At 68.3% G+C, this 20,820-nt stretch carries 19 protein-coding genes; 5 read left to right on the forward strand and 14 right to left on the reverse strand.

Going from position 1 to position 20,820, the window contains the following annotated elements:
• Positions 1 to 86: 86 nt before the first annotated feature.
• From ACZ5PO_RS08085 to ACZ5PO_RS08125, 9 genes are all read right to left on the reverse strand, one after another.
• Positions 87 to 1,760, reverse strand: a complete 1,674-nt coding sequence (locus ACZ5PO_RS08085; RefSeq protein WP_464192088.1) for a carbon-nitrogen hydrolase family protein — start codon at positions 1,758 to 1,760, stop codon at positions 87 to 89.
• Positions 1,761 to 1,800: 40 nt separating this feature from the next.
• Positions 1,801 to 2,622: an ABC transporter ATP-binding protein gene (locus tag ACZ5PO_RS08090; RefSeq protein ID WP_464192090.1), complete on the reverse strand. Its 822-nt coding sequence runs from the start codon at positions 2,620 to 2,622 to the stop codon at positions 1,801 to 1,803.
• A gap of 12 nt (positions 2,623 to 2,634) precedes the next feature.
• Positions 2,635 to 3,624, reverse strand: a complete 990-nt coding sequence (locus ACZ5PO_RS08095; protein ID WP_464192092.1) for an ABC transporter substrate-binding protein — start codon at positions 3,622 to 3,624, stop codon at positions 2,635 to 2,637.
• Between the two features lie 29 nt (positions 3,625 to 3,653).
• On the reverse strand, positions 3,654 to 4,370 hold the full coding sequence (locus tag ACZ5PO_RS08100) for an ABC transporter permease (protein WP_464192094.1): 717 nt from the start codon (positions 4,368 to 4,370) through the stop codon (positions 3,654 to 3,656).
• Between the two features lie 481 nt (positions 4,371 to 4,851).
• On the reverse strand, positions 4,852 to 5,472 hold the full coding sequence (locus tag ACZ5PO_RS08105) for an RES family NAD+ phosphorylase (RefSeq protein ID WP_464192096.1): 621 nt from the start codon (positions 5,470 to 5,472) through the stop codon (positions 4,852 to 4,854).
• Complete coding sequence (locus tag ACZ5PO_RS08110) at positions 5,469 to 6,479, reverse strand: hypothetical protein (protein WP_464192098.1); 1,011 nt, start codon at positions 6,477 to 6,479, stop codon at positions 5,469 to 5,471. The genes ACZ5PO_RS08105 and ACZ5PO_RS08110 overlap by 4 nt, the downstream gene beginning before the upstream one ends.
• A gap of 514 nt (positions 6,480 to 6,993) precedes the next feature.
• The gene (locus tag ACZ5PO_RS08115) at positions 6,994 to 8,607 is read right to left on the reverse strand and encodes a phosphoenolpyruvate carboxykinase (protein WP_464192100.1); all 1,614 of its coding nucleotides are present in this window, start codon (positions 8,605 to 8,607) and stop codon (positions 6,994 to 6,996) included.
• A gap of 363 nt (positions 8,608 to 8,970) precedes the next feature.
• Positions 8,971 to 9,951, reverse strand: a complete 981-nt coding sequence (locus ACZ5PO_RS08120; RefSeq protein WP_464192103.1) for a PAS domain-containing protein — start codon at positions 9,949 to 9,951, stop codon at positions 8,971 to 8,973.
• A gap of 13 nt (positions 9,952 to 9,964) precedes the next feature.
• Entirely contained in the window at positions 9,965 to 10,693 is a 729-nt protein-coding gene (locus tag ACZ5PO_RS08125) for a HugZ family pyridoxamine 5'-phosphate oxidase (protein WP_464192105.1), read from the reverse strand.
• A 333-nt stretch (positions 10,694 to 11,026) separates the two neighbouring features.
• Between ACZ5PO_RS08125 and ACZ5PO_RS08130 the strand changes: the two genes are divergently transcribed.
• The 5 genes from ACZ5PO_RS08130 (at position 11,027) to ACZ5PO_RS08150 (ending at position 15,148) form a co-directional block, all read left to right on the forward strand.
• Positions 11,027 to 11,725: a response regulator transcription factor gene (locus tag ACZ5PO_RS08130; RefSeq protein WP_188607875.1), complete on the forward strand. Its 699-nt coding sequence runs from the start codon at positions 11,027 to 11,029 to the stop codon at positions 11,723 to 11,725.
• Positions 11,726 to 11,954: 229 nt separating this feature from the next.
• Positions 11,955 to 13,658, forward strand: coding sequence for a stimulus-sensing domain-containing protein (locus ACZ5PO_RS08135; RefSeq protein ID WP_464196744.1), 1,704 nt, complete (start codon positions 11,955 to 11,957; stop codon positions 13,656 to 13,658).
• Positions 13,655 to 14,110, forward strand: coding sequence for an HPr kinase/phosphorylase (locus ACZ5PO_RS08140; protein ID WP_464192108.1), 456 nt, complete (start codon positions 13,655 to 13,657; stop codon positions 14,108 to 14,110). Before ACZ5PO_RS08135 ends, ACZ5PO_RS08140 begins: the two co-directional genes overlap by 4 nt.
• Before the next feature lie 163 nt (positions 14,111 to 14,273).
• Complete coding sequence (locus tag ACZ5PO_RS08145) at positions 14,274 to 14,675, forward strand: PTS sugar transporter subunit IIA (protein WP_464192110.1); 402 nt, start codon at positions 14,274 to 14,276, stop codon at positions 14,673 to 14,675.
• Positions 14,676 to 14,797: 122 nt separating this feature from the next.
• Positions 14,798 to 15,148, forward strand: coding sequence for an HPr family phosphocarrier protein (locus ACZ5PO_RS08150; protein ID WP_464192112.1), 351 nt, complete (start codon positions 14,798 to 14,800; stop codon positions 15,146 to 15,148).
• 336 nt (positions 15,149 to 15,484) lie between these two features.
• On the opposite strand, the gene pnp is transcribed toward ACZ5PO_RS08150, so the two are convergent.
• The 5 genes from pnp to rbfA all read right to left on the reverse strand — a co-directional run bounded on the left by pnp (position 15,485) and on the right by rbfA (position 20,741).
• The gene (gene pnp, locus ACZ5PO_RS08155; RefSeq protein ID WP_464192114.1) at positions 15,485 to 17,638 is read right to left on the reverse strand and encodes a polyribonucleotide nucleotidyltransferase; all 2,154 of its coding nucleotides are present in this window, start codon (positions 17,636 to 17,638) and stop codon (positions 15,485 to 15,487) included.
• Positions 17,639 to 18,317: 679 nt separating this feature from the next.
• On the reverse strand, positions 18,318 to 18,587 hold the full coding sequence (gene rpsO, locus ACZ5PO_RS08160) for a 30S ribosomal protein S15 (protein ID WP_464192116.1): 270 nt from the start codon (positions 18,585 to 18,587) through the stop codon (positions 18,318 to 18,320).
• A 272-nt stretch (positions 18,588 to 18,859) separates the two neighbouring features.
• A complete protein-coding gene (locus ACZ5PO_RS08165; RefSeq protein WP_464192118.1) occupies positions 18,860 to 19,147 on the reverse strand; it encodes a peptide-binding protein in 288 nt (95 codons plus the stop codon).
• Between the two features lie 158 nt (positions 19,148 to 19,305).
• Positions 19,306 to 20,292 (reverse strand): tRNA pseudouridine(55) synthase TruB, encoded by a 987-nt coding sequence (gene truB / locus ACZ5PO_RS08170; RefSeq protein ID WP_464192120.1) that lies wholly within the window; start codon positions 20,290 to 20,292, stop codon positions 19,306 to 19,308.
• Positions 20,289 to 20,741 carry a 30S ribosome-binding factor RbfA gene (gene rbfA / locus ACZ5PO_RS08175; protein WP_464192122.1) on the reverse strand — a complete coding sequence of 151 codons (453 nt, stop codon included), beginning with the start codon at positions 20,739 to 20,741 and terminating at the stop codon, positions 20,289 to 20,291. The genes truB and rbfA overlap by 4 nt, the downstream gene beginning before the upstream one ends.
• Positions 20,742 to 20,820 lie beyond the last annotated feature (79 nt).

The following is a 20,820-nucleotide window of genomic DNA, read 5'->3' on the forward strand; positions in this document are numbered from 1 at the left end:
GGCAGGGACGTTGACATGACCAATCTACCCGTTCTGCGGGGGCCAGCCACCCGCCGCGTCGGCAGCGGGTGGCGGGTGCGCGCCGCCTACGCCGCCACCAGGGGCGCGTAGGTCTGCGTCAGGCGATTGGCGAACATGTCTACCTTCGGGATCATCAGCTTCTGGCGGCATACGGCCAGGTCGATGTGCTTGGGCATGACCGCGCCCATCTTCAGGCTGCGCGGCGCCACGACGTTGATGTCCCACAGCGGAAAGCCATTCGGCGGGATGACGACGCTGCCGCCCGGGTAGGCGCTGTCGACCCGGTTGGCCAGGACGACGGCCACCCGGTTGTCCTCGGCGCGGGGCACGGCCAGCAGCTCGCGCTCGAACGGCTCGCGCAACGCCGCCGGCCACAGGATGATGTCGGCCGCCGCCACGCCGAGGCAGCGCGAGGTCTCCGGGAAGACGGCGTCGTAGCCCGACATGACGCCGATGCGGCCGAAGGGCGTGTCGAACACCGGATAGCTGTCGCCCGCGGTGGCCCAGGCGCGCTCCTCCGCCGTCAGGTGCGTCTTGCGGTAGCGGCCGATCTGCTGTCCGTCCGGCCCGATGAGCAGGGTCGTGACGGAGAGCCGTCCGCCGTCCGCCTCGACGCTGGGCAGCGCGATCAGGCTGCCGTAGCGCTCGGCGATCTCGGCCGCCCTCCGGGCGAGCGCCGGCGTCTGCTCCGCCAGCGCGCGGGCCTCCGCAGCGGTCGGCAGCCAGGCAGGGCAGAAGGCGTATTCGGGCAGGGTGATGACCTTCACGCCGAGCTTGGCGGTGTGATCGACCATGGCGAAGACGTCGTCGGCGGAGGTGTCGGCCGAGACGTGCATCTGGACGGCGGCCACCTTCGCGGTCGACTGCGACGGGATCAGCGGCTTGTCGGCGACGCGGTAGACCGGCGTCGTTTCGTAGGGCGCGGCAAGAATGCCGTAGGTGTCGGGGCGGCGGTCGGCGAGCTTGTCGTTGGCCGCATAGATCGCCTTGTCGCCGGCCATCTCCGGGTCGACGTCGCAGATCGCCAGGCCGTGCGTGTCGTAGGGAACCTTGGACAGCACGCGCCCGCGCGGATCTACGATCATGCTGCCGCCGGGATAGTATATGGAGCGCTCGTAGCCGGACTTGGTGGCGGCGACCAGCCAGACGCCGTTCTCGTAGGCGCGGGCGGGGCCCCACATGTCGGCCTGGTCCATGGCGAAGAAGTTCGCCATGTCGACGATCACCTCGGCCCCCTGCATGGCCATCGAGCGGAAGATCTCGGGGATGCGGCCATCGAAGCAGATGAGCAGGCCGATGCGGCCGAGATCGGTGTCGACCACCGGGCAGCCGCGCTCGCCGAAGGCGAACCAGTTCTGGTCGTGGGTCGCCAGGAACTGCTTGTGGTAGTGGCAGACCACCTCGCCGTTGCGCCCGAACATGATCCCGCTGTTGAAGATCTTCGACTTGCCCGGATCCCATTCGGTGATGCCGCTGGCGATGTAGACGCCGTGCTCGCGGGCCATGTCGGCCAGGGCGCGAACGAAGCGGCCGTCGGGCACCGGCTCCGCCAGCGCGCGGCAATGCTCAGGCGAATCGAACAGGTAGCCCGTGTCCATGCACTCGGGGAACACGATCAAGTCCGCCTTCTGCCGCACGGCGTCCTCGACGTAGCCGCGGGCGAGCGCGATGTTGTGGTCGATGTCGCCGAGGCGCGCGAGGGTCTGCACCGCCGCGGCGCGGAAGCGTCGCTTCGTCATGGTCGTCTCCAGTCTTGATGGTCGTTGATTTACGGGGAGGCTATTCGCCTTTGACCTGGCGCCAGAAGACGTCCAGGCAATGCCGCTTCAGGCCGGTGAAGCGCTCGCTCGTGGTGACCTCGGTGGTGCGAGGCCACGCCAGGTCCACATCGACGATCTCCGCCACGCGGGTCGGCCGGCGCGTCAGCAGCAGCACCTTGTCGGCGAGCTGGATCGCCTCCTCGAGGTCGTGCGACACGAGCAGCATGGTCGTCCGCGTCTTCATGAAGATCTTCTGCAGCTGTTCGCGCATGAACAGCGTCATCTCGTAGTCGAGCGCCGAGAACGGCTCGTCGAGAAACAGCACCTCCGGCGCGGTGACCAGGGCCCGCAGGATCGACACCGTCTGCTGCTGCCCGCCGGAGAGCGTGTAGGGATAGGCGTTGAGGTCGATCTTGACCTCGAACTCCGCCAGCAGGTTCTCGACCCGTGCCTTGCGCTCGGCGGCGGGCACGCCCATCACCTTGAGCGGATAGTGGATGTTGTCGATGGCCCGCAGCCAGGGAAACAGCGCTTCCCGGTAGTTCTGGAAAACGTAGGAGATCCGCGTCTCCTGGATGGTCTGGCCGTCGTACAGCACCTCGCCGGCGTCCATCGGCGTGAGGCCCGAGATCATGTTGATCAGGGTGCTCTTGCCGCAGCCGTTGGGGCCGAAGATCGAGATGAACTGCCCCTGCGGCAGGTCGAGCGAGAAGTTCCGGTAGATCGCCGAGCCGCCGAACCTCTTGTCGAGGCCCCGGATGGTGATCAGGCGCGTGCGCCCCGGACCGCGGGGGCCGACCGCGCCGGGCCCGACCTCCGCTTCGCGACGAGGAGCATACATGGCAAGGCTCCCCTACCGCCCGAGATCGGCTGGCGTGAGCATCTTCGTGCGCACGTCGACCGGGCTCTTGAGCACGCCCTCGGAGACGAACACGTCGACGAGGGCCTGGTAGGACTTCAGGTCCGTCTCATCGAGATCCTTGAAGCCGCGCAGATAGGGCTGCGCCAGCAGCGCGAGCTGATCGTCCTTGACCGGCGTATATTTGGGAATGACGGACTTGTACTTGTCGAAGTCGGCATTGACCAGGTCCGTCGCCTGGTCGATGACGGCGACGACCCGCCGCGCCACGTCCGGGCGTTCGGCCAGGAACGTCGTGGTCATGACCGAGGCGCCCGAATAGAACGGGTCGGCGATGGTCATCGCCACGGGGTTGGTGACGGCGCGCTTGGCCTTGCCGGTCGCCACCGCGACCGAGCCGACGGGCTCGAGCGCCAGCACCGCATCGGCGGTCCCGCCGAGCACCGCGGGGACCTGCATCGCCACGGCCAGGTCGACGAGCTTGACGTCCCTGTCCGGGTCGAGACCGGCCGAGCGCACCATGTGGCGGGCGATGGTGCGCCACTGGATGCCCGGCACATGCCCCAGCGTCTTGCCCTTCAGGTCGGCGAAGCCGGCGATCGGGCTGCCGGCCTTGACGATGAGCCCGTCGTTGATGCGGTTGACCCGGATACCGCCGCCCTGCAGGCCGAAGATCTTGAACTTGCCGGGAAACTTGCTTTCCGCCAGCATGGCGATGCCGGCCGCGGCGCCCGGCGGCCCGAAATCGGCGCGGCCGCCGACCAGGGCATCGATGATGTGGTTGGGCGACTCCATCTTCTGCGAGTCGATCTCGATGCACGCCTTCTCGAACAGCTTCTCCTCGAGCGCGACGTAGTAGGCCGTGGTCTGCATGATCGGCAGCCAGGCGGCGACGACCTTGTCCATCTTCTCGCACGCCGCCTGGGCGTGGACGGTCGACGCGGCGATGGCGGCGGCGGTGAGCAGAGGCGCAAGCTTGAGCATGGTTCAAACCTCGGCGTTTCAGGAACCGGTCAGCGACCGGACCAGTGGATGACGGATTTTTCGACGAGCAGGAGGAGCAGGTTCAGCCCGTAGCCCATGACCCCGGCGGCGACGATCGAGCCGTACATGTCCGTCAGGTTGTAGGAGATCTGCGCGTCGATGATGCGGTGGCCGAGCCCGTCGGAGGCGCCGATGAACATTTCGGCGACGATGATCACGACCAACGCGATCGATACCGCCGTGCGCAGCCCGACGAAGGTCTGGGGCAGGGTTTCGAAGAAGGTGACGTCGCGGAATACCCGGAGCGGCGACGCGCCCATGGAGCGGGCCGCGAGAATGCGGGTCTGGCGCGCGTTCAACACGCCGTAGGCGACGTTGAAGACGAGGACGAGCCAGGCGGCAAAGGCCGCGACGGCGATCTTGGCCGCGTCACCCAGCCCGAACAGAAGAAGAAACAGCGGAAACAGCGCCGTCGCCGGCGTGGAGCGAAAGAAGTCGATGAGAAACTCGACCGAGCGATAGACGGCGGCGTTGGCGCCGAGCGCGATGCCGGCGGGGACGCCGGCGGCCACGGCGATGAGGATCGCATAGCCCACGCGCATTAGAGTCGCGGCGAAGTCGACGCCCAGGCGGCCGGATTGAATATTGCCCAGCGTGTCGGCGATCGTGAGAAAAGGCGAAGGCAGAAGATCACGGTTTACGGCGCCGGTCGCGTAAGCAATCCACCATACGGCCACCAGCAACACGGGTCCGGCTGCATATTGCAGCGTACGCGTTGCTCTATCCCGGGTCGAAAGTTGCGACATGCTGGAAATGCCCGTTGCTCTCTGCGGCTAAGACTTAACCAGCGATGGGGCGGGCCGACATGGTCAGTTGTGCATTGCAGTGGGCAAATTTGCATTTTTAAGCTGCGATTTTTATGCGCAGATGTGCAATTAAGTTGATCTAGGATTGGGCGGCGCCGGTGCAGCGACGAGCAATCGGCCGCCGTCTCGGCAGGCGGCGTCGGGATTCGTCACCTGCCGGGCAATGCCTAGTCTTTGTGCAGAGGACGCGCTCCGTCCGGCGGGGCGCCATCGGTCCGCCGCCGCATGGGCGGCGGCCACGCGCCCGGTCGCGGCGGCATGTCGCAGGAGTGCCGTGCCGGGGCGCGGGCGGCCCCGGTGGTGGCGCGTCCACCGAGCTGGATCGCGCGGCGAGGCGCGACCGGCGCCGGGGCCCGATCGGTTAGAGCGGCAGCAGAGGCGTCATCGGGTCCCAAATGGCACCGTGGGTCGCCATGATCATCTCGACGGCAGCGCGTTCGCTGCGGAATTCGTACCGCGTCCCGATGACGAACTGGTCGACGCCGATGCGATCGAACAGGGCGTAGCAGATCTGGCCATTGTTATGGCGCGCGCGGTAAGCGATCCCATCCACCTCGGCTCCGTGACCATGGATCGCCGCCGCGAACTGGCGCGGGCTCGTGTAGTCGTCGCCCGTGCAGATGTCGGCCGTCACGCCATGGCGGATTAGGCCCTCGTCATAGATCTTTGCGAGCGTGAGGTCGCGCTTGCAGACGAGCTCCGTCCACCCGCGTTCATCGACGTAAGGCCGCCCGATCACGCGCTTGGCCCTGCGTAAGACGGTTTCGACGAAGGCGCCCGTTAGCTGCTCGGCGCAATAGAGCGTGCCGTATTGGCCCGCCGGCGCATCGAAGCGGTAGGCCGGCGGTTTGCCGTCGCCCGGCCCGAACCAAAGCGGGCCATTATCGAGATGGTGCACCCTGATGATCGGCTGACCAGCCCGAATGGTGACAATCGCGAGGTCGGCGGGAAGCACATAGCCCGGCACGATCGCACCGCTCACGCCTCATCGAGGCCCAGAAAGGCCCGAGCTGCGTGAACGGTGGCGTCCCGCTCGCCAGCTTTGAGCGCCTCCAGCGGGGTCCGGCCAAGGTTCGGATCGACCTCGACCAGAAACTGCAACGCCGACCATCGGCCCGCACCGGAGCCGTCGAACAGGCGTACGACGTCGGAGAGCCCGCTCATGATCGATAGCTTGCCGTCCTTCGCGACGAACTGCACTTCCGGAACGACCAGTTCGGAGCCCAGCATCAGGCCGAGCGCCGTGCCGGCGCTGATGCGCTTGTGAAGTGCCTGGCGCGTCACACCGAGCCGCTTTGAGGCTTCCGTCAGGGACAGCGCGGCGCCCGCCTTCTGCAGCAGCTCCGTCTGGACCGCCTCCAGGCGCGCGCGGTCCTCGGCAGACGCCTCGTCAGATCCGACCGCTTCAAGATCGTTGGCGAGATCGAACGCCGCACGCAGTTGATCGACAACGAGATCGAGGTGGCGCGTCAGCTCGTAATAGGCGCGAGGTCTGTCGTGAAAAAACAGATCGCGCAGTTGGCTCTCGGCCGGCGTGATCTCGCTCAGCGTCTTGAACGCGCAAAACGTCAGCGGCTCGACCTCCGTCGGCGGCGTCCAATGATGCAGCAGCGCACGCTTCAGATCGCGATAGCGATTGAAGGTCGTGTTCACGAGCTGGCTGTACCAGATGCTCTTGCCATGCTTCGGCTTGACAAAGCTGCGTGCTGCCGTCGGCTCGAAATCCGCGACATGCGCTTTGTCGAACGCGACATAGACGCAATAGGACGCGAGCTCCACGCGATGGCCGAAGCGGGCCATCGAGGCGATGTCGCTGCGCTCGAAGTCGAGGATCTGGAAGCCGTCGGACGCCGAGGACGGCAGCAGCGCGTTGTCCCACATGGAGCCGGGCGACGGCACGTATAAACTGGTCAGGTTGAGCAGCCAGCTGTTGCTCAGGCGCGGATGCGCATCGCCGTGAAGAGCCGCGCGACGAAACACCTCGCGCATCGGCAGGTCGAGGATCGACTCGCCAGCACCCGGGGCGGCCCAAAGGGCCATCAGTTCATTCGAAGCCATCTCGGCCTCCGGCCAGGGTCAGACTTCCCCTTCGGACGGTTGATAATCAAGGTTGATATTGTCGCTAGATGGCGATTGTCAACTTCGTACTCAAGCCTTCAGCGGCTACGCTGGCATGGCGAGCGGGTCAGTCGATATGGAGGGCTGGCGCAACAGCTCAATGGGGCGCCGTGCCGGATCGACGGCGGCATCATGGGGCACGTCCGGCCGCGGCTCGGGCGAGCCGGCGGCACTGTGCCGGGCCGTAGCGGTGTCTGCCTAGAGAGCATTTCGTCATTGGATGGGATCATCCAATGGCAGAGACATGCTCATAGTCTTTTGAATCTAGAGCGCTTCGCGAAGCGCTCTAGCTAGGCTAACGAACAGCAGCCGGCGGCCCGTTCACGATGCCTGATCAGGCGAGCACGGCCCGTGCGTAACGGGCCGCGTTGCAGGAAAGGCCGATTTACTCCGCCGCGAGCTGCGACTCCGGCGCGGCGGCGCGGATGTCGGCGTCGACGTGATCCTCGTACTTCGTGAAGTTCTCGTGGAACATCTCGACCAGCCGGGTGGCGGTCTTGGCGAAGTCGGCCTTATCGGCCCACGTCTTGATCGGATAGAGGATGTGCGGCTCGACGCCCGGCACCGACGTGGGCACCGAGAAGCCGAAGTACGGGTCGGTGCGGAAATCGGCCCGGTTGAGCGAGCCGTCCAGGGCCGCCGTCAGCAGGCGCCGCGTCGCGCGGATCGGCATGCGGCGGCCGACGCCGTGCTTGCCGCCGGTCCAGCCGGTGTTGACCAGCCAGCAGTCGACCCCGTGCTTGGCGATGAGCTCGCGCAGCAGGTTGCCGTAGACGGACGGGTGCCGCGGCATGAACGGCGCGCCGAAGCAGGTCGAGAACGTCGCCTGCGGCTCGGTCACGCCCTTCTCGGTGCCCGCCACCTTGGCCGTGTAGCCCGACAGGAAGTGGTACATCGCCTGGGCCGCCGTGAGCTTGGCGATCGGCGGCATGACGCCGAAGGCGTCGGCCGTCAGCATGATGATGTTCTTGGGGATGCCGGCGCGGCCGGTCTTGGAGGCGTTGGGAATGAAATCCAACGGGTAGGCGCAACGGGTGTTCTCGGTCTTGGAGATGTCGTCGAAATCGGGCTCGCGCGTGAGCGGATCGACGATGACGTTCTCCAGCACCGTGCCGAAGCGCTCGGTCGTGGCGTAGATCTCGGGCTCGGCCTCGCGCGACAGCCGCACGGTCTTGGCGTAGCAGCCGCCCTCGAAGTTGAAGACGCCGGTCGGCGCCCAGCCGTGCTCGTCGTCGCCGATCAGCGTCCGCAGCGGATCGGCCGAGAGCGTCGTCTTGCCGGTGCCGGACAGGCCGAAGAAGATGGCGACGTCACCGTCCGAGCCGCTGTTGGCCGAGCAGTGCATGGGCATGACGCCGGCGGCGGGCAGCACGTAGTTGAGGTAGGTGAAGACCGATTTCTTCATCTCGCCGGCGTAGCTCGTGCCGCCGATGAGCACGATCTTGCGCGAGAAATCGATGGCGATCACCGTCTCGCTGCGGACGCCGTGGCGGGCGGGATCGGCCTTGAACGAGGGCAGATCGATGATCGTCAGCTCGGGCGCGAAGCCTGGGATCTCGGCGCGCTCCGGACGGATCAGCAGATTGCGGATGAAGAGCGAATGCCAGGCGTATTCGGTGAACACCCGGGCCTTGACCCGGTGCACCGGATCGGCGCCGCCATAGAGATCCTGGGCGAACAGCTCCTTGCCCTTGGCATGGGCGATGAAATCGTCGAGCAGGATCTTGAACTGGGCCGGCGAGATGGCGCCGTTGTTGTCCCACCAGACTTCGTTCTCGGTCGACGCGTCGCGGACGACGAACTTGTCCTTGGGCGAGCGGCCGGTGTGGACCCCGGTCTCGGCGAGCAGGGCGCCGCCGCGGACCAGCTCCGCCTCGCCGCGCTTCAGCGCTTCCTCGTAGAGACGCGGAGCCTCGAGGTTCCAGTAGACCCGCTTCAGCCCCTGCAAGCCGGAGGCCTCGGCACCGGCCGCTCCGTTGAATACGCCTACGTTCTCCACGAAACGTCCTCCCTCGGCCGCCGCGGCGCCATGCGAAACGGCTTCATCAGCGGCGGCGTCCTGTCGATCCCACAAAAGTCCTATGACAGAAAAATAGCAAACTTGCTACGTGCGTGCGGGCGGGGGTGACCTACCTTCAAGAGCGTCCAACGGTCGCGGCGGCAGCAGGCCTCCGGGGACATCTCAGTGCATCGGCCCCCACGTCCAAGGCCCCATGTCCCCGTTCGTTCGTCCCGGTCCATACGATCTAACCCGGTCGGCCGGGCACGCTCCAGATTCAAAAAAGATGGAGCGCTGCTATCCGATCGGATGAGCCCATCTGATCGGGCCATGCTTCGGGCGCGCCAGGTCAGACAGGCCAGGTCAGACAGGCCAAGTCAGGCGCCAGGTGCGGCCGGCGTCGTCCGCCTCCTCGGTCAGGCCGCCGGCGAGACCGCGCACCAGCACGCGGACCAGCATGGCGCGGAGCCGCGTCCGCTCGTCGCCGTCGTGGCTCCCGCCCGCCGGGCCGGCCCGGACCACGAGCTCGGCGCCGCCGGGATGGGCCGCCAGGGTGATACCGATGGGCCGTGGCGCGCTGCCGTCGTCGCAGATGACGATCAGGAGCTCCGCCAGCAGCTGCCCGACGACGGCGGCGGTCCGCCGCGACGTCGACACGGGGTCGGCCTTCAGCTGGATCGGCCGATGATGGCGGGGATCGCAGACGGCGGTGACGCGGCCCGCCAGCCCGTGCAGGAAGTCGCCCAGGTCGATCAGGTCGCCGGGGGCCGAGTCGGCCGGGCCGTAGAGGCCCGAGAGCGCTTCGAAGCGCGCCGCGAGATCGCGCATGGCGGTGGCCGCGGCGGGCGACGGCGCGTGGCGCCCGTGCAGGCTCACCAGGCTCGTCATGGTCTGCATGATGTTCTGATAGCCGTGGCGGAGCTGCGAAACGGCCGGCGCCTCGGAGCGCTCGGCGGGGACGAGGAGGCCGAGCCAGAGCTGATGGCCCGGCTCTTGGTCAAGCTCTTGGCCCGGATCTTCGCTAGGCTCTTGGCCCGGATCGCCCGCGATCGGCGCCATCTGCATGGCGGCGCGCCAGATGGAGCCGTCCGCCTGCGTGCCGCTGACCATCATGGCGAAGGCCTCACCCGCAGCGACGAGGCCCTCCAGGCGGGCCCGATCGCGCGCGTTGGCGTGCCGGCCGAGCACGGTCGCCAGCGGCTGGCCCGCCACCTGCTCGGGGGTCAGGCCGGTGAAGCGCGCGAAGGCGTCGTTGACGTAGCCGATCGGCCGGCCGGGTGCATGCGCGTCGACCAGGAAGGCGGCCGCGGCGAGACGCGCAACGAAGCCGGCGCCGGCGTCCATGGCGACGCCCGGCTCAGGACGCCGCGGCGGTGCTCGCCGCCCTGGCCGCGTCGGCCAGCTCCTTCAACGTCCCGCGCAGGACGCCCGCCGAGGCGACACGGCGCGGGAACGGCAGCCGAGCGGTGCGCTCGCCGCAGGCGAGGTCGAGCCCGTCCGGATCGAGCCCGGTCGCCGTCCAGGCCCCGTCGCTTTCGCCGAGCAGCCGGGTCGCGTAGAGCACGAGCGCGTCGGCATGGTCCTCGTTCATGTGGGCGACGGCGCCGGGCTCGGCCTCGACCAGCTCGGCGGCGCCGGCGAGATCGCTCAGCAGGTCGGCCGGGGCAAGGTCGACGATGCGGCCGAAGCCGGCGACCAGGTGCGCCCCCGTCGGCACCAGCCGGCGAAGCGAAAAGTCGGGAAAGTCGGCATACATCGCCGCCCCCGGGTGGCGCGCGAGGAAGCGGCGCCGCGGCCGTTCCGTCGCCGCGCGCTCGGCCACGACGGCGACGCTCAGCCGCGGATGGGTCAGCGGATCGCCTGCCCCGATGGTGGCGACGAGCAGCGAAGCGCGGGGATCGCGGGCCAGATTGGCGGTGTGCAGCGCCAGGTTGGAGATGAGCGTCACCGGCACGCCGTCCACGTCGGTCGCCACGCTGACCAGGGAGGCGTAGGGCGCGCCGTCCGGGGCGATGGTGGCGAGCGTGCCGATCCGCGCCTGGCGAAGCAGCGTCTTGGCGGCGTGTTTGGGGTCGAACGCACTCACGGGCCTATCCTTCCAATCGATGCGGAGCCGACGAACGGCAGTGGTTTTCCATCGGGCGCAAGGCTACAATCCCGCGTTATGCACCGGCCGATGTCATGATTCGGCCGCACTGAGCCCTAACAGCGTTCCGAGTTGTCAAGCCATCGGCCTCGGTGCGGTGGATTTGGCCTCCGCGTTCAGGACTTGCAAACCCGAGAAACTTGCAAACCCGAGAACCAAACTGGATTCTAAAGATCTGCTAGCGTGGCGAATCCGAAATTCACCCATCGTGCTGCTCCGAGGTGAGGCGAATGTCGCGTCACCTGGCGAGCGCCAGGAACATCGAAGAAGCCCATGCCGACTATTGCCCTCGTTGACGACGACCGCAACATCCTGACCTCCGTTTCGATCGCGCTCGAGTCGGAAGGCTACCGGATCCTCACCTACACGGACGGGGCGTCCGCGCTCGACGGTCTCAAGACGAATGTGCCGGATCTCGCCATCCTGGATATCAAGATGCCGCGCATGGACGGCATGGAGCTGCTGCGCCGCCTGCGCCAGAAGAGCGATCTGCCGGTCATCTTCCTGACCTCCAAGGACGAGGAGATCGACGAGCTGTTCGGCCTCAAGATGGGCGCCGACGACTTCATCCGGAAGCCGTTCTCCCAGCGCCTGCTGGTCGAGCGCGTCAAGGCCGTGCTGCGCCGCGCCAGCCCTCGCGACCAGGCTGCCGTCAAGGAGGCCGACGCCAAGGCGCTCGAGCGCGGCGCGCTCAAGATGGACCCGGAGCGCCACACCTGCACCTGGCGCAACGAGCCGGTGACGCTGACCGTGACCGAGTTCCTGATCCTGCAGGCGCTGGCCCAGCGGCCCGGGGTGGTGAAGAGCCGCAACGCGCTCATGGACGCTGCCTACGACGACCAGGTTTATGTCGACGACCGCACCATCGACAGCCACATCAAGCGGCTGCGCAAGAAGTTCAAGGTGGTCGACAACGCCTTCGACATGATCGAGACCCTGTACGGTGTCGGCTATCGCTTCAAGGAAGCCTGAGCAGCGCGTGTCCGCCGCGGACCTCGCTGCGAAGACGGACGCGCCGGCGTCGGCTTCGGCGGTGGACGAGCGCGCCGACGCGGTCGTGCGCCTGGCGCCGCGCCGGGACGACGGCGCCGCGCCCGCGCTGCCCGAGGCTGCCGTCCACCACGCGGAGGAGGACGACGGGGGAGGCTGCGCGCCGCGTCCGGTCCCGTCGCGCGGCTTCGGCCGCAAGTTCGCACGGCGGCTGCGCCGCGTCGGCCGGGCGATGCTGGCGCGGGCATCGTCGAGCCTCACGCGGCGCATCGTCATTCTCAACCTGGCGGGCCTGGTCGCGCTGCTCGTCGGCTTCGGCTATCTCAACCAGTTCCGCGAAGGCCTCATCGACGCCCGCGTGCAGAGCCTGCTCACCCAGGGTGAGATCATTGCCGGCGCCATCGCCGCCTCGGCCACGGTCGAGACCGATACGATCACCATCGATCCCGACAAGCTGCTGCAATTGCAGGCAGGCGAAAGCTCGGGCCTGAACGACGATACGCTGTCGCCGCTCGAGTTCTCGATCAACCCGGAGCGGGTCGCGCCGCTGCTGCGCCGCCTGGTGACGCCGACGCGGACGCGCGCCCGCATCTACGACCGGGATGGGCTGCCGCTCCTGGATTCGCGCTCGCTCTACAGCCGCGGCGACGTGCTGCGGCTCGACCTGCCGCCCATCCCGCGCGAGCCGCCGACGCTGCTCCAGCGGCTATGGGCGGCGGCCAAGGGCGTGTTCAAGAGCAAGGGCCTGGCGCCGGAAGACCTCAGCACCATCAGCGGCCGCTCGCTGCCCGAGGTGACGCGCGCCCTCACCGGGACGCCCGGCACGGTGGTGCGCGTCAATCCCGCCGGCGAGACCATCGTCTCGGTCGCCGTCCCGATCCAGCGGCTGCGCACCGTGCGCGGCGCCCTGCTGCTCTCCACCCAGGGGGGCGACATCGACCAGATCATCGCCAAGGAGCGCATGAGCCTGCTGCAGGTCTTCATCGTCGCCGCGCTGGTGATGGTGGTGCTGTCGTTCCTCCTCGCCGGGACCATCGCCGGCCCCATGCGGCGGCTGGCCGAAGCGGCCGAGCGCGTCCGCCGCGGCACCCGCTCGCGTCCGCAGATTCCCGATTTCACCAGCCGCTCCGACGAGATCGGCCACCTGTCGGGCGCGCTGCGCGACATGACGCGGGCGCTCTACAACCGGATCGATGCGATCGAGAGCTTTGCCGCCGACGTGGCGCACGAGCTCAAGAACCCGCTGACGTCGCTCAGGTCCGCCGTCGAGACGCTGCCGCTCGCCCGCTCGGAGGAATCGCGCGGGCGCCTGCTGGCGGTGATCCAGCACGACGTGCGCCGCCTCGACCGGCTGATCAGCGACATCTCCGACGCCTCGCGGCTCGACGCCGAGCTGTCGCGCGAGGACGCCGAGCCCGTCGATCTGGCCCGCCTGGTGGAGGCGGTCGCCGCCGTCGCCAACGAGGTCCGCCGCGACGGCCAGGCGCCGATCGTGGTGAGCATCGAGGCCAACCCGCAGGGCCGGGATGCCTACTTCACCCTCGGCCACGACGGCCGCCTGGGCCAGGTGGTGAACAATCTGCTCGACAACGCCCGCTCGTTCTCGCCCCCGGGCGCCAGCGTGCGCCTCAATCTGCGCCGCCTGCGCAACGAGATCGAGATCCGCGTCGACGATGACGGCCCGGGCATCCCCGAGCACGCCGTGGAGCGGATCTTCGAGCGCTTCTACACCGACCGGCCCGAGGGTTTCGGCCAGAACTCCGGCCTCGGCCTGTCCATCTCGCGCCAGATCGTCCAGGCGCACCAGGGCACCATCCGCGCCGAGAACCGGCTGGCCGTCCGTGATTCCGCCGGGGAGCAGCGCTGCCTGGGGGCGCGTTTCGTCGTCCGCCTGCCGGCGGCTGCGGCCCAATGAGCGCGGCCTCGATCCACGCCGGCTGCGTCCTTCTCGGCGAGGCCGGGGTGCTGATCCGCGGCGAGAGCGGCGCCGGCAAGTCCCGCCTCGGGCTCGGGCTCATCGCCGCGGCGCGGGCTCGGGGGCTGTTCGCCCGCCTCGTTGCCGACGACCGCACGTGTCTTGCGGTCAGCGGCGGCCGGCTGATCGCCAGGCCCGCGCCGGCGATCGCCGGCCGCTGCGAGATCCGCGGCCTGGGCATCGTGCCGTTCGCCCACGAGGCGGCGGCCGTGGTGCGGCTGGTCGTCGACTGCGGCCGCGGCGAGCCGGAGCGGCTGCCGGCCGCAGGGTCCCGCTCCACGGCGATCGACGGGATCGTGATCGACCGTCTCCAGGTGCGGGTCGACGACAACGCCGAAGCCATCGTCTGGGCGGCGCTCAGCCAGATCCGGGACCCAGACCGGATCGTGTGAGGGACATGATGCAACCTTTCCGGTTGCGCCCGGTGGCGCAAATTGCGGCAAGCGTGACACGCCCATGACTAAATGGTCGCATCCGGCTTGCGCTTCGCGCCGCAATGCACAAAATGAGCCCTCTTCGGAGGGCGCTGTCGAGGCGTCTCGCTCGGACACCCAAATGATCGGTCTTGTGCTCGTGACGCACGGTTGTCTGGCGACGGAATTCCGCTCCGCGCTCGAGCACGTCGTCGGCCCGCAGAAACAGGTAGAGACCGTCACGATCGGTCCCGACGACGATATGGATGGCCGACGACGGGACATCCTCGACGCGGTCAAGCGCGTCGATACCGGCGAGGGCGTCGTCGTCCTCACCGACATGTTCGGCGGCACCCCGTCGAACCTGGCCATCTCCTGCATGAACGGCCTCAAGGTCGAGGTGATCGCCGGCATCAATCTGCCGATGCTGATCAAGCTGGCGAGCGTGCGCGAGGACAAGCCGCTCGCCGATGCGGTCTTGCAGGCGCAGGAGGCCGGCCGCAAGTACATCAACGTGGCGAGCCGGGTGCTCGCCGGAAAATAAGCCCTCCGGATGCCAAGCGTTGAGCATTGCGCAATTGGATGATGTCATCCAATTACGGATGGCTTGCGCGCCAGCTTCAAAAAGCTATGAGCATTTCTCGGCCATCGGATGGCCGCCATCCGATGGCGGAATGCTCTAGGGGAGGGACCGCGTTCGTGCAGGAGCTCGAGGAGGACTGCCCGCCCGCGCCGGTGCCCGAGGGGGCGCTGGTGCGCGTGCTGCCCATCGTCAACCGCAAGGGGCTGCATGCGCGCGCGTCGGCCAAGTTCGTCCAGACGGTCGACCGCTTCGAGTCCGACGTGACCGTCACCCGCTGCGGCGAGACCGTCGGCGGCACCTCGATCATGGGCCTGCTGACGCTGGCGGCGGCGCAGGGCACCACCATCACCGTCACCGCCAAGGGCGGCGACGCCGAGCCCTGCCTGGAAGCCATCGAACGGCTGCTGGCCGAACGCTTCGGCGAGGACGAGTAGCGGGCCTTCGCTCGGCTAGGACTGAGCTCTTCTCCCGCAAGCGTCGCGGTTCACCCCCACCCTACCCCTCCCCACAAGGGGGAGGGAGGCGCCTCAGTTTTTCAGGGTCGGAGTATGAGGCGGGCCGGCCAGCCGAGCGGCCTCCCCCTTGTGGCTGTCCCGTGCGAAGCGGAAGGGACTGGTGGGGGGTGTTAGCTCGAGGCCAACGTCTTCCGGTCGTCCATCCGCTTGGCTTGGCCAACACAGCAAAACGCTGGCCCTGTCAGGACCGGCGTTTCTCTTGAGCCGATGAATGGCCGGGTCGAGCCCGGCCATGAGGCAGCTGGGAGGGGCGGATTACTCCGCCGCCTGGCCACCCTCGTCGGTGTCGGCCTTCTGCTTCGCCTCCAGGTCCTCGCCGGTGGTCTGATCGACCGAGCGCATGGACAGGCGCACCTTGCCGCGCTCGTCGAAGCCGAGCAGCTTGACCTTGACCTTCTGGCCTTCCTTGACGACGTCGGTCACCTTCTGCACGCGCTGCGGCGCGAGCTGGGAGATGTGGACGAGGCCGTCCTTGGCGCCGAAGAAGTTCACGAAGGCGCCGAAGTCGGTGGTCTTCACCACGGTGCCGTCGTAGATCATGCCGACCTCGGGCTCGGACGCGATCGACTTGATCCAGTTCTGCGCCGCCTGGATGGACTTCAAGTCCGACGAGGCGATCTTGATGGTGCCGTCGTCGCTGATGTCGATCTTGGCGCCGGTCTTCTCGACGATCTCGCGGATGACCTTGCCGCCCGAGCCGATGACCTCGCGGATCTTGTCCTGCGGGATCTTCATGGTCTCGATGCGCGGCGCATACTGGCCGAGCTCGGCGCGGGCCGAGGTCAGCGCCTTGGCCATCTCGCCGAGGATGTGCTCGCGGCCGCCCTTCGCCTGCTCCAGCGCGACACGCATGATCTCCTCGGTGATGCCGGCGATCTTGATGTCCATCTGCAGCGAGGTGATGCCGGCTTCCGAGCCCGCCACCTTGAAGTCCATGTCGCCCAGGTGATCCTCGTCGCCCAGGATGTCCGACAGGACGGCGAAGCGCTCGCCTTCCAGGATCAGGCCCATGGCGATGCCGGCGACCGGACGGCGCAGCGGCACGCCCGCGTCCATCAGCGCCAGCGAGGTGCCGCACACCGTCGCCATCGACGAGGAGCCGTTCGACTCGGTGATCTCCGACACGACGCGGACCGTGTAGGGGAACTCGTGGTGGGCCGGCAGCAGCGGCCGGACGGCGCGCCAGGCCAGCTTGCCGTGGCCGATCTCGCGGCGGCCGGGCGAGCCCATGCGGCCGGTCTCGCCCACCGAATAGGGCGGGAAGTTGTAATGCAGCATGAAGGTCTCCTTGTAGGTGCCTTCAAGCGCATCGATGAACTGCTCGTCGTCGCCGGTGCCGAGGGTGGCGACCACCAGGGCCTGCGTCTCGCCGCGCGTGAACAGGGCCGAGCCGTGGGTGCGCGGCAGGAAGCCGGTCTCGGCGACGATCGGACGAACGGTCCGGACGTCGCGACCGTCGATGCGGGAGCCGGTGTCGAGGATGTTCCAGCGGACGATCTTGGCCTGCACGTCCTTGAACACGGCCTTGACCGTCTCGGCCGGGAAGCGCGGCTCGGCGCCGGCCGGCAGCAGGGCGCCCACCACCTTCTGCTTGGCGGCATCGACCGCCGCGTAGCGCTGCTGCTTGTCGGTGATGGCGTAGGCTTGGCGAAGGTCCGCCTCTGCGATCTCCAGCACCACCTTCTCGACTTCGGAATTGTCGGCGGTGGTGATGTCGCGCGGCTCCTTGGCGGCGCGCTCGGCCAGGCGGATGATGGCCTCGATCACCGGCTGGAAGTGCTTGTGGCCGAACATGACGGCCGCCAGCATGACCTCCTCGCTGAGCTCCTTGGCCTCCGACTCGACCATCAGCACCGCGTCCTGCGTGCCGGCGACGACCAGGTCGAGGTCCGAGGCCTCCTGCTCGGCGAGCGTCGGGTTGAGCTTGAACTCACCCTTGCTGTAGGCGACGCGGGCGCCGCCGATCGGGCCCATGAAGGGCACGCCCGACAGCGTCAGCGCCGCCGAGGCGGCCACCATCGCCACGATGTCGGGATCGTTCTCCAGGTCGTGCGACAGCACCGTCACGATGACCTGGGTGTCGCAGCGCCAGCCGTCGATGAACAGAGGCCGGATGGGCCTGTCGATGAGGCGCGAGACCAGCGTCTCGTTCTCGCTCGGGCGCCCCTCGCGCTTGAAGAAGCCGCCCGGAATGCGGCCGGCGGCGAAGGCCTTCTCCTGGTAGTTGACCGTCAGCGGCATGAAGTCGATGCCGGGCTTGGGCTCCTTGGCGGCGACGACGGTGGCGAGCACGGTGGTCTCGCCGTAGGTCGCGAGCACCGCGCCATCGGCCTGGCGGGCGATACGGCCGGTCTCGAGGGTGAGCTTGGTGCCGGCCCAGATTAGCTCTTCACGTTGAATATCGAACATCGTCCATCTTTCTCATGCATGCACACCCATGCGCGCCATGAGCAAGACGGCGGGATGCTGGCGACTGGAGCCGGGCCCGATCAGATGCGCGCATCCGATCGGACGGACATGCTCCAAGTCTTTGAACCTGGAGCGCTTCTCGTGCGATCGGGGGAGTCCGCCCATCGCGAAGCACTTCAGGCCACGAGCATCCGGCTATCCTGCCCTGGTCGGGCCGGGTGTCGGGACCGAACGCCCGACCATCGGGCGTCCGCGGCGGCGACCGCCGCCTGGAGCAGGTCTCGGCGAGACATGCTCCAACACTTTGAATCTGGAGCGCTTCCTGTGCAACTGGGCAAGTCCGCCCCCTCGCGAAGCGCTCTCGGGTGGGGACGATAGGTCGGCCCTCCCCGCGTCGTCACGGCCGGGCTTGGCCCCGCCATCCATCATCCCCAAGCCCAGGGCCCTGCGTGCCCTGGCTGTCGTGCAGCCTGTGCCGGCGTGGTGGCCTGCAGCGCCGCACGGGACCTCTCGCCGCGGTCCGGACGGACAGATGGCCGGGTCAGGCCCGGCCGCGACCTCGACGCCGGAACGACGGACGCTCCGATGGAATCGGAGCCGCCCCTCCAGCTTTGTCCTAGCGTCGGATTTTTCCCAAAGCCGACGGCCGCCTTTGGGTCCGATGCTCAAGCAGGAGCCGTTAGCGACGGATGCCCAGGCGCTCGATCAGCGAGCGATAGCGGGCTTCGTCCTTCCGCTTGACGTAGTCGAGGAGGGAGCGCCGCTGCGAGACGAGCTTCAGCAGTCCACGCCGGGAGTGATTGTCCTTGGCGTGAGTCTTGAAGTGCTCGGTCAGATTGACGATCCGTTCCGTCAGGATGGCCACTTGCACTTCGGGCGAGCCGGTGTCGTCGGCCTTCAGCCCATACTCCGACAGGAGCGCCTTCTTGCGCTCGGCAGTGATCGACATCGATAGTCCTTTCGTTGAGAGATTTGGCCTGGCCGGGATGTCGTCCAGCGAGGTCTGGGAACCGCTTTGACAAACGCCTATCCGGCGGGCGGATACGCCCGGCGGTGATGGACGGAGTCGTGCGCGGTGGGTCCGCCTGAAGCCGTCAGCTCCATCCGGAGCGGACCTTATGCACGAAAGCGGCCGCCTTGGCTACCGCCATGCGTTTCCGGCCGCGGCGAGTACCGGGCGGGCCCCGCGTTCTCGCGAGCCCGCCGTCGGCCGGGGCGCCGTCAGTAGCAGCTCACGAACTCGCGGAAGACATAGCCGCGCACGCCGGTGCCGCCGCCGCCGGACATCCGGACCAGCGCCCAGGCTCGTCCCTGGCCGTCGTAGACCTGGTCGAGGAGCTGCACGGTCTGGCGGTTGCTGAGCGAGGCGAGGATGCGCCCGTTCGGTGCGGCGCGCAGGTTCAGGGGCGTGCCCGTCGGGTCGGTCACTGCGCAGCGGCCCGCTGCCTGTGCCTGAGCGGCGGCCACGGTGGCGATGAATGCACTCGCGAGTGCGATCTGAAGACGCATGGCTCCTCCTGCCGGCGCGGCAGCCGCGGATGTCCCGTGGCGCCGGCCATCGTCATGGCGCTGCCGGAGACGACAGCCCTGGGATCATGCTCCCGGCGGAGGAGCGGGGGCGGGTGGCATCGCACATGACGAACGGACATGACGAACGCCTTCGGCGCTCAGCCCCGCGGATTGAGGTTGAAGATGCGGCGGGGATGCAGCTCGCCGTTCTCCAGCTCGCCCAGGGCGACGAGCTGGCCGAGCGCGGTGACGGCGACCGTTCCCGCATGGATCGGGGCGTCGCGGCCGCGGATGAGGATGCTCTGCCCGCGTGCCAGCTTCGCCGCGTCGCCGCGGCTCACCTCGACGTGGGTCAGCTCGCCGAGCGCCGACGCCACCGGCAGCAGGCCCGCCGTGCCGCCCTCGTCCGCGGCGCGGCCGAGGTCGTTCAGGGTGACCGCGTCGGCCAGGCCGAACGGCCCTACCCGGGTCCGCCGCAGCGCCGAGACGTGGCCGAAGCAGCCCAAGGCGCGGCCCAGGTCGCGGGCGATGGCTCGGACATAGGTGCCCTTGCCGCACTCGGCTTCGAACAGCGTGCGGTCCTCGATGTGCGACACCAGCGTCAGCCGGTCGATGGTGACCGCGCGCGGCTTGAGCTGCACGTCTTCGCCGTCGCGGGCCCGGTCGTAGGCGCGTTCGCCGTCGATCTTGATGGCCGAGAAGCGCGGCGGCACCTGCAGGATCGTCCCGGTGAAGCGTGGCAGCAGCTCGGTGATCACGTCCGGCTGCGGCCGGTCGTCGGACTGTGCGATGACCTTGCCTTCCGCATCGTCCGTATCCGTCTCCTCGCCCCAGGCGACGGTGAAGGCGTAGGCCTTGCGGCCGTCCATGACGAAGGGAACGGTCTTGGTCGCCTCGCCCAGCGCCACCGGCAGAAGCCCCGAGGCGAGCGGATCGAGCGTGCCTGCGTGCCCTGCCTTCTTGGCCCGGAACAGCCGCTTCACGGCGGCGACCGCGTGGGTCGAGGTCATGCCGACCGGCTTGTCGAGCACGACCCAGCCGTTGACGTCGCGCTTCTTGGGTCGCGGCGGGCGCGGCTGGGAGGCGTCGGCCGGGGCGGCGCGCTGGGCGGCCGGATCCGCCGTCGGCGGGATATCGCTGGTCATGGCGTGTCGCGGGACTTGTCGTCGAGGGGCTGATCGTCGTGAGGCTTGTCGTCGGCGCGCGGCTTGGCGAGGTCGCTCTGCACCTTGTCCGTGTGCAGCAGGCGATCGATGCGGTCCGCCTCGTCGAAGGTGGTATCGCGCTGGAAGCGCAGATCCGGCGCGTAGCGCAGGTTCACCCGGTGGGCGACTTCGGCGCGCAGCGCCTTCTTGTTGCGTTCGAGCGCAGCGACGACCGCCGTCTCGTCCTTGCCGCCGAGCGGCATGACGTAGCAGGTGGCCAGGCGCAGGTCCGGCGACATGCGGACTTCGGGCACCGTGATGACGTGTCGTGCCAGGACGTCGTCGGCAATATGGCCACGCGACAGGACCTCGGCGAGGGCATGGCGGACCAGTTCGCCGACGCGCAGCTGGCGCTGGGACGGACCGGAGGAGGGGCTTGCTTTCTTCATCGTCTTCTCCCGGGATCGGACCGGGTCCCGCGCCGGAGGCATCCCGCTCGGGATCATGCTCTGGCAGCGCTGCACAGTT

The sequence above is a fragment of the Chelatococcus sp. KU-N122 genome (assembly GCF_055391085.1).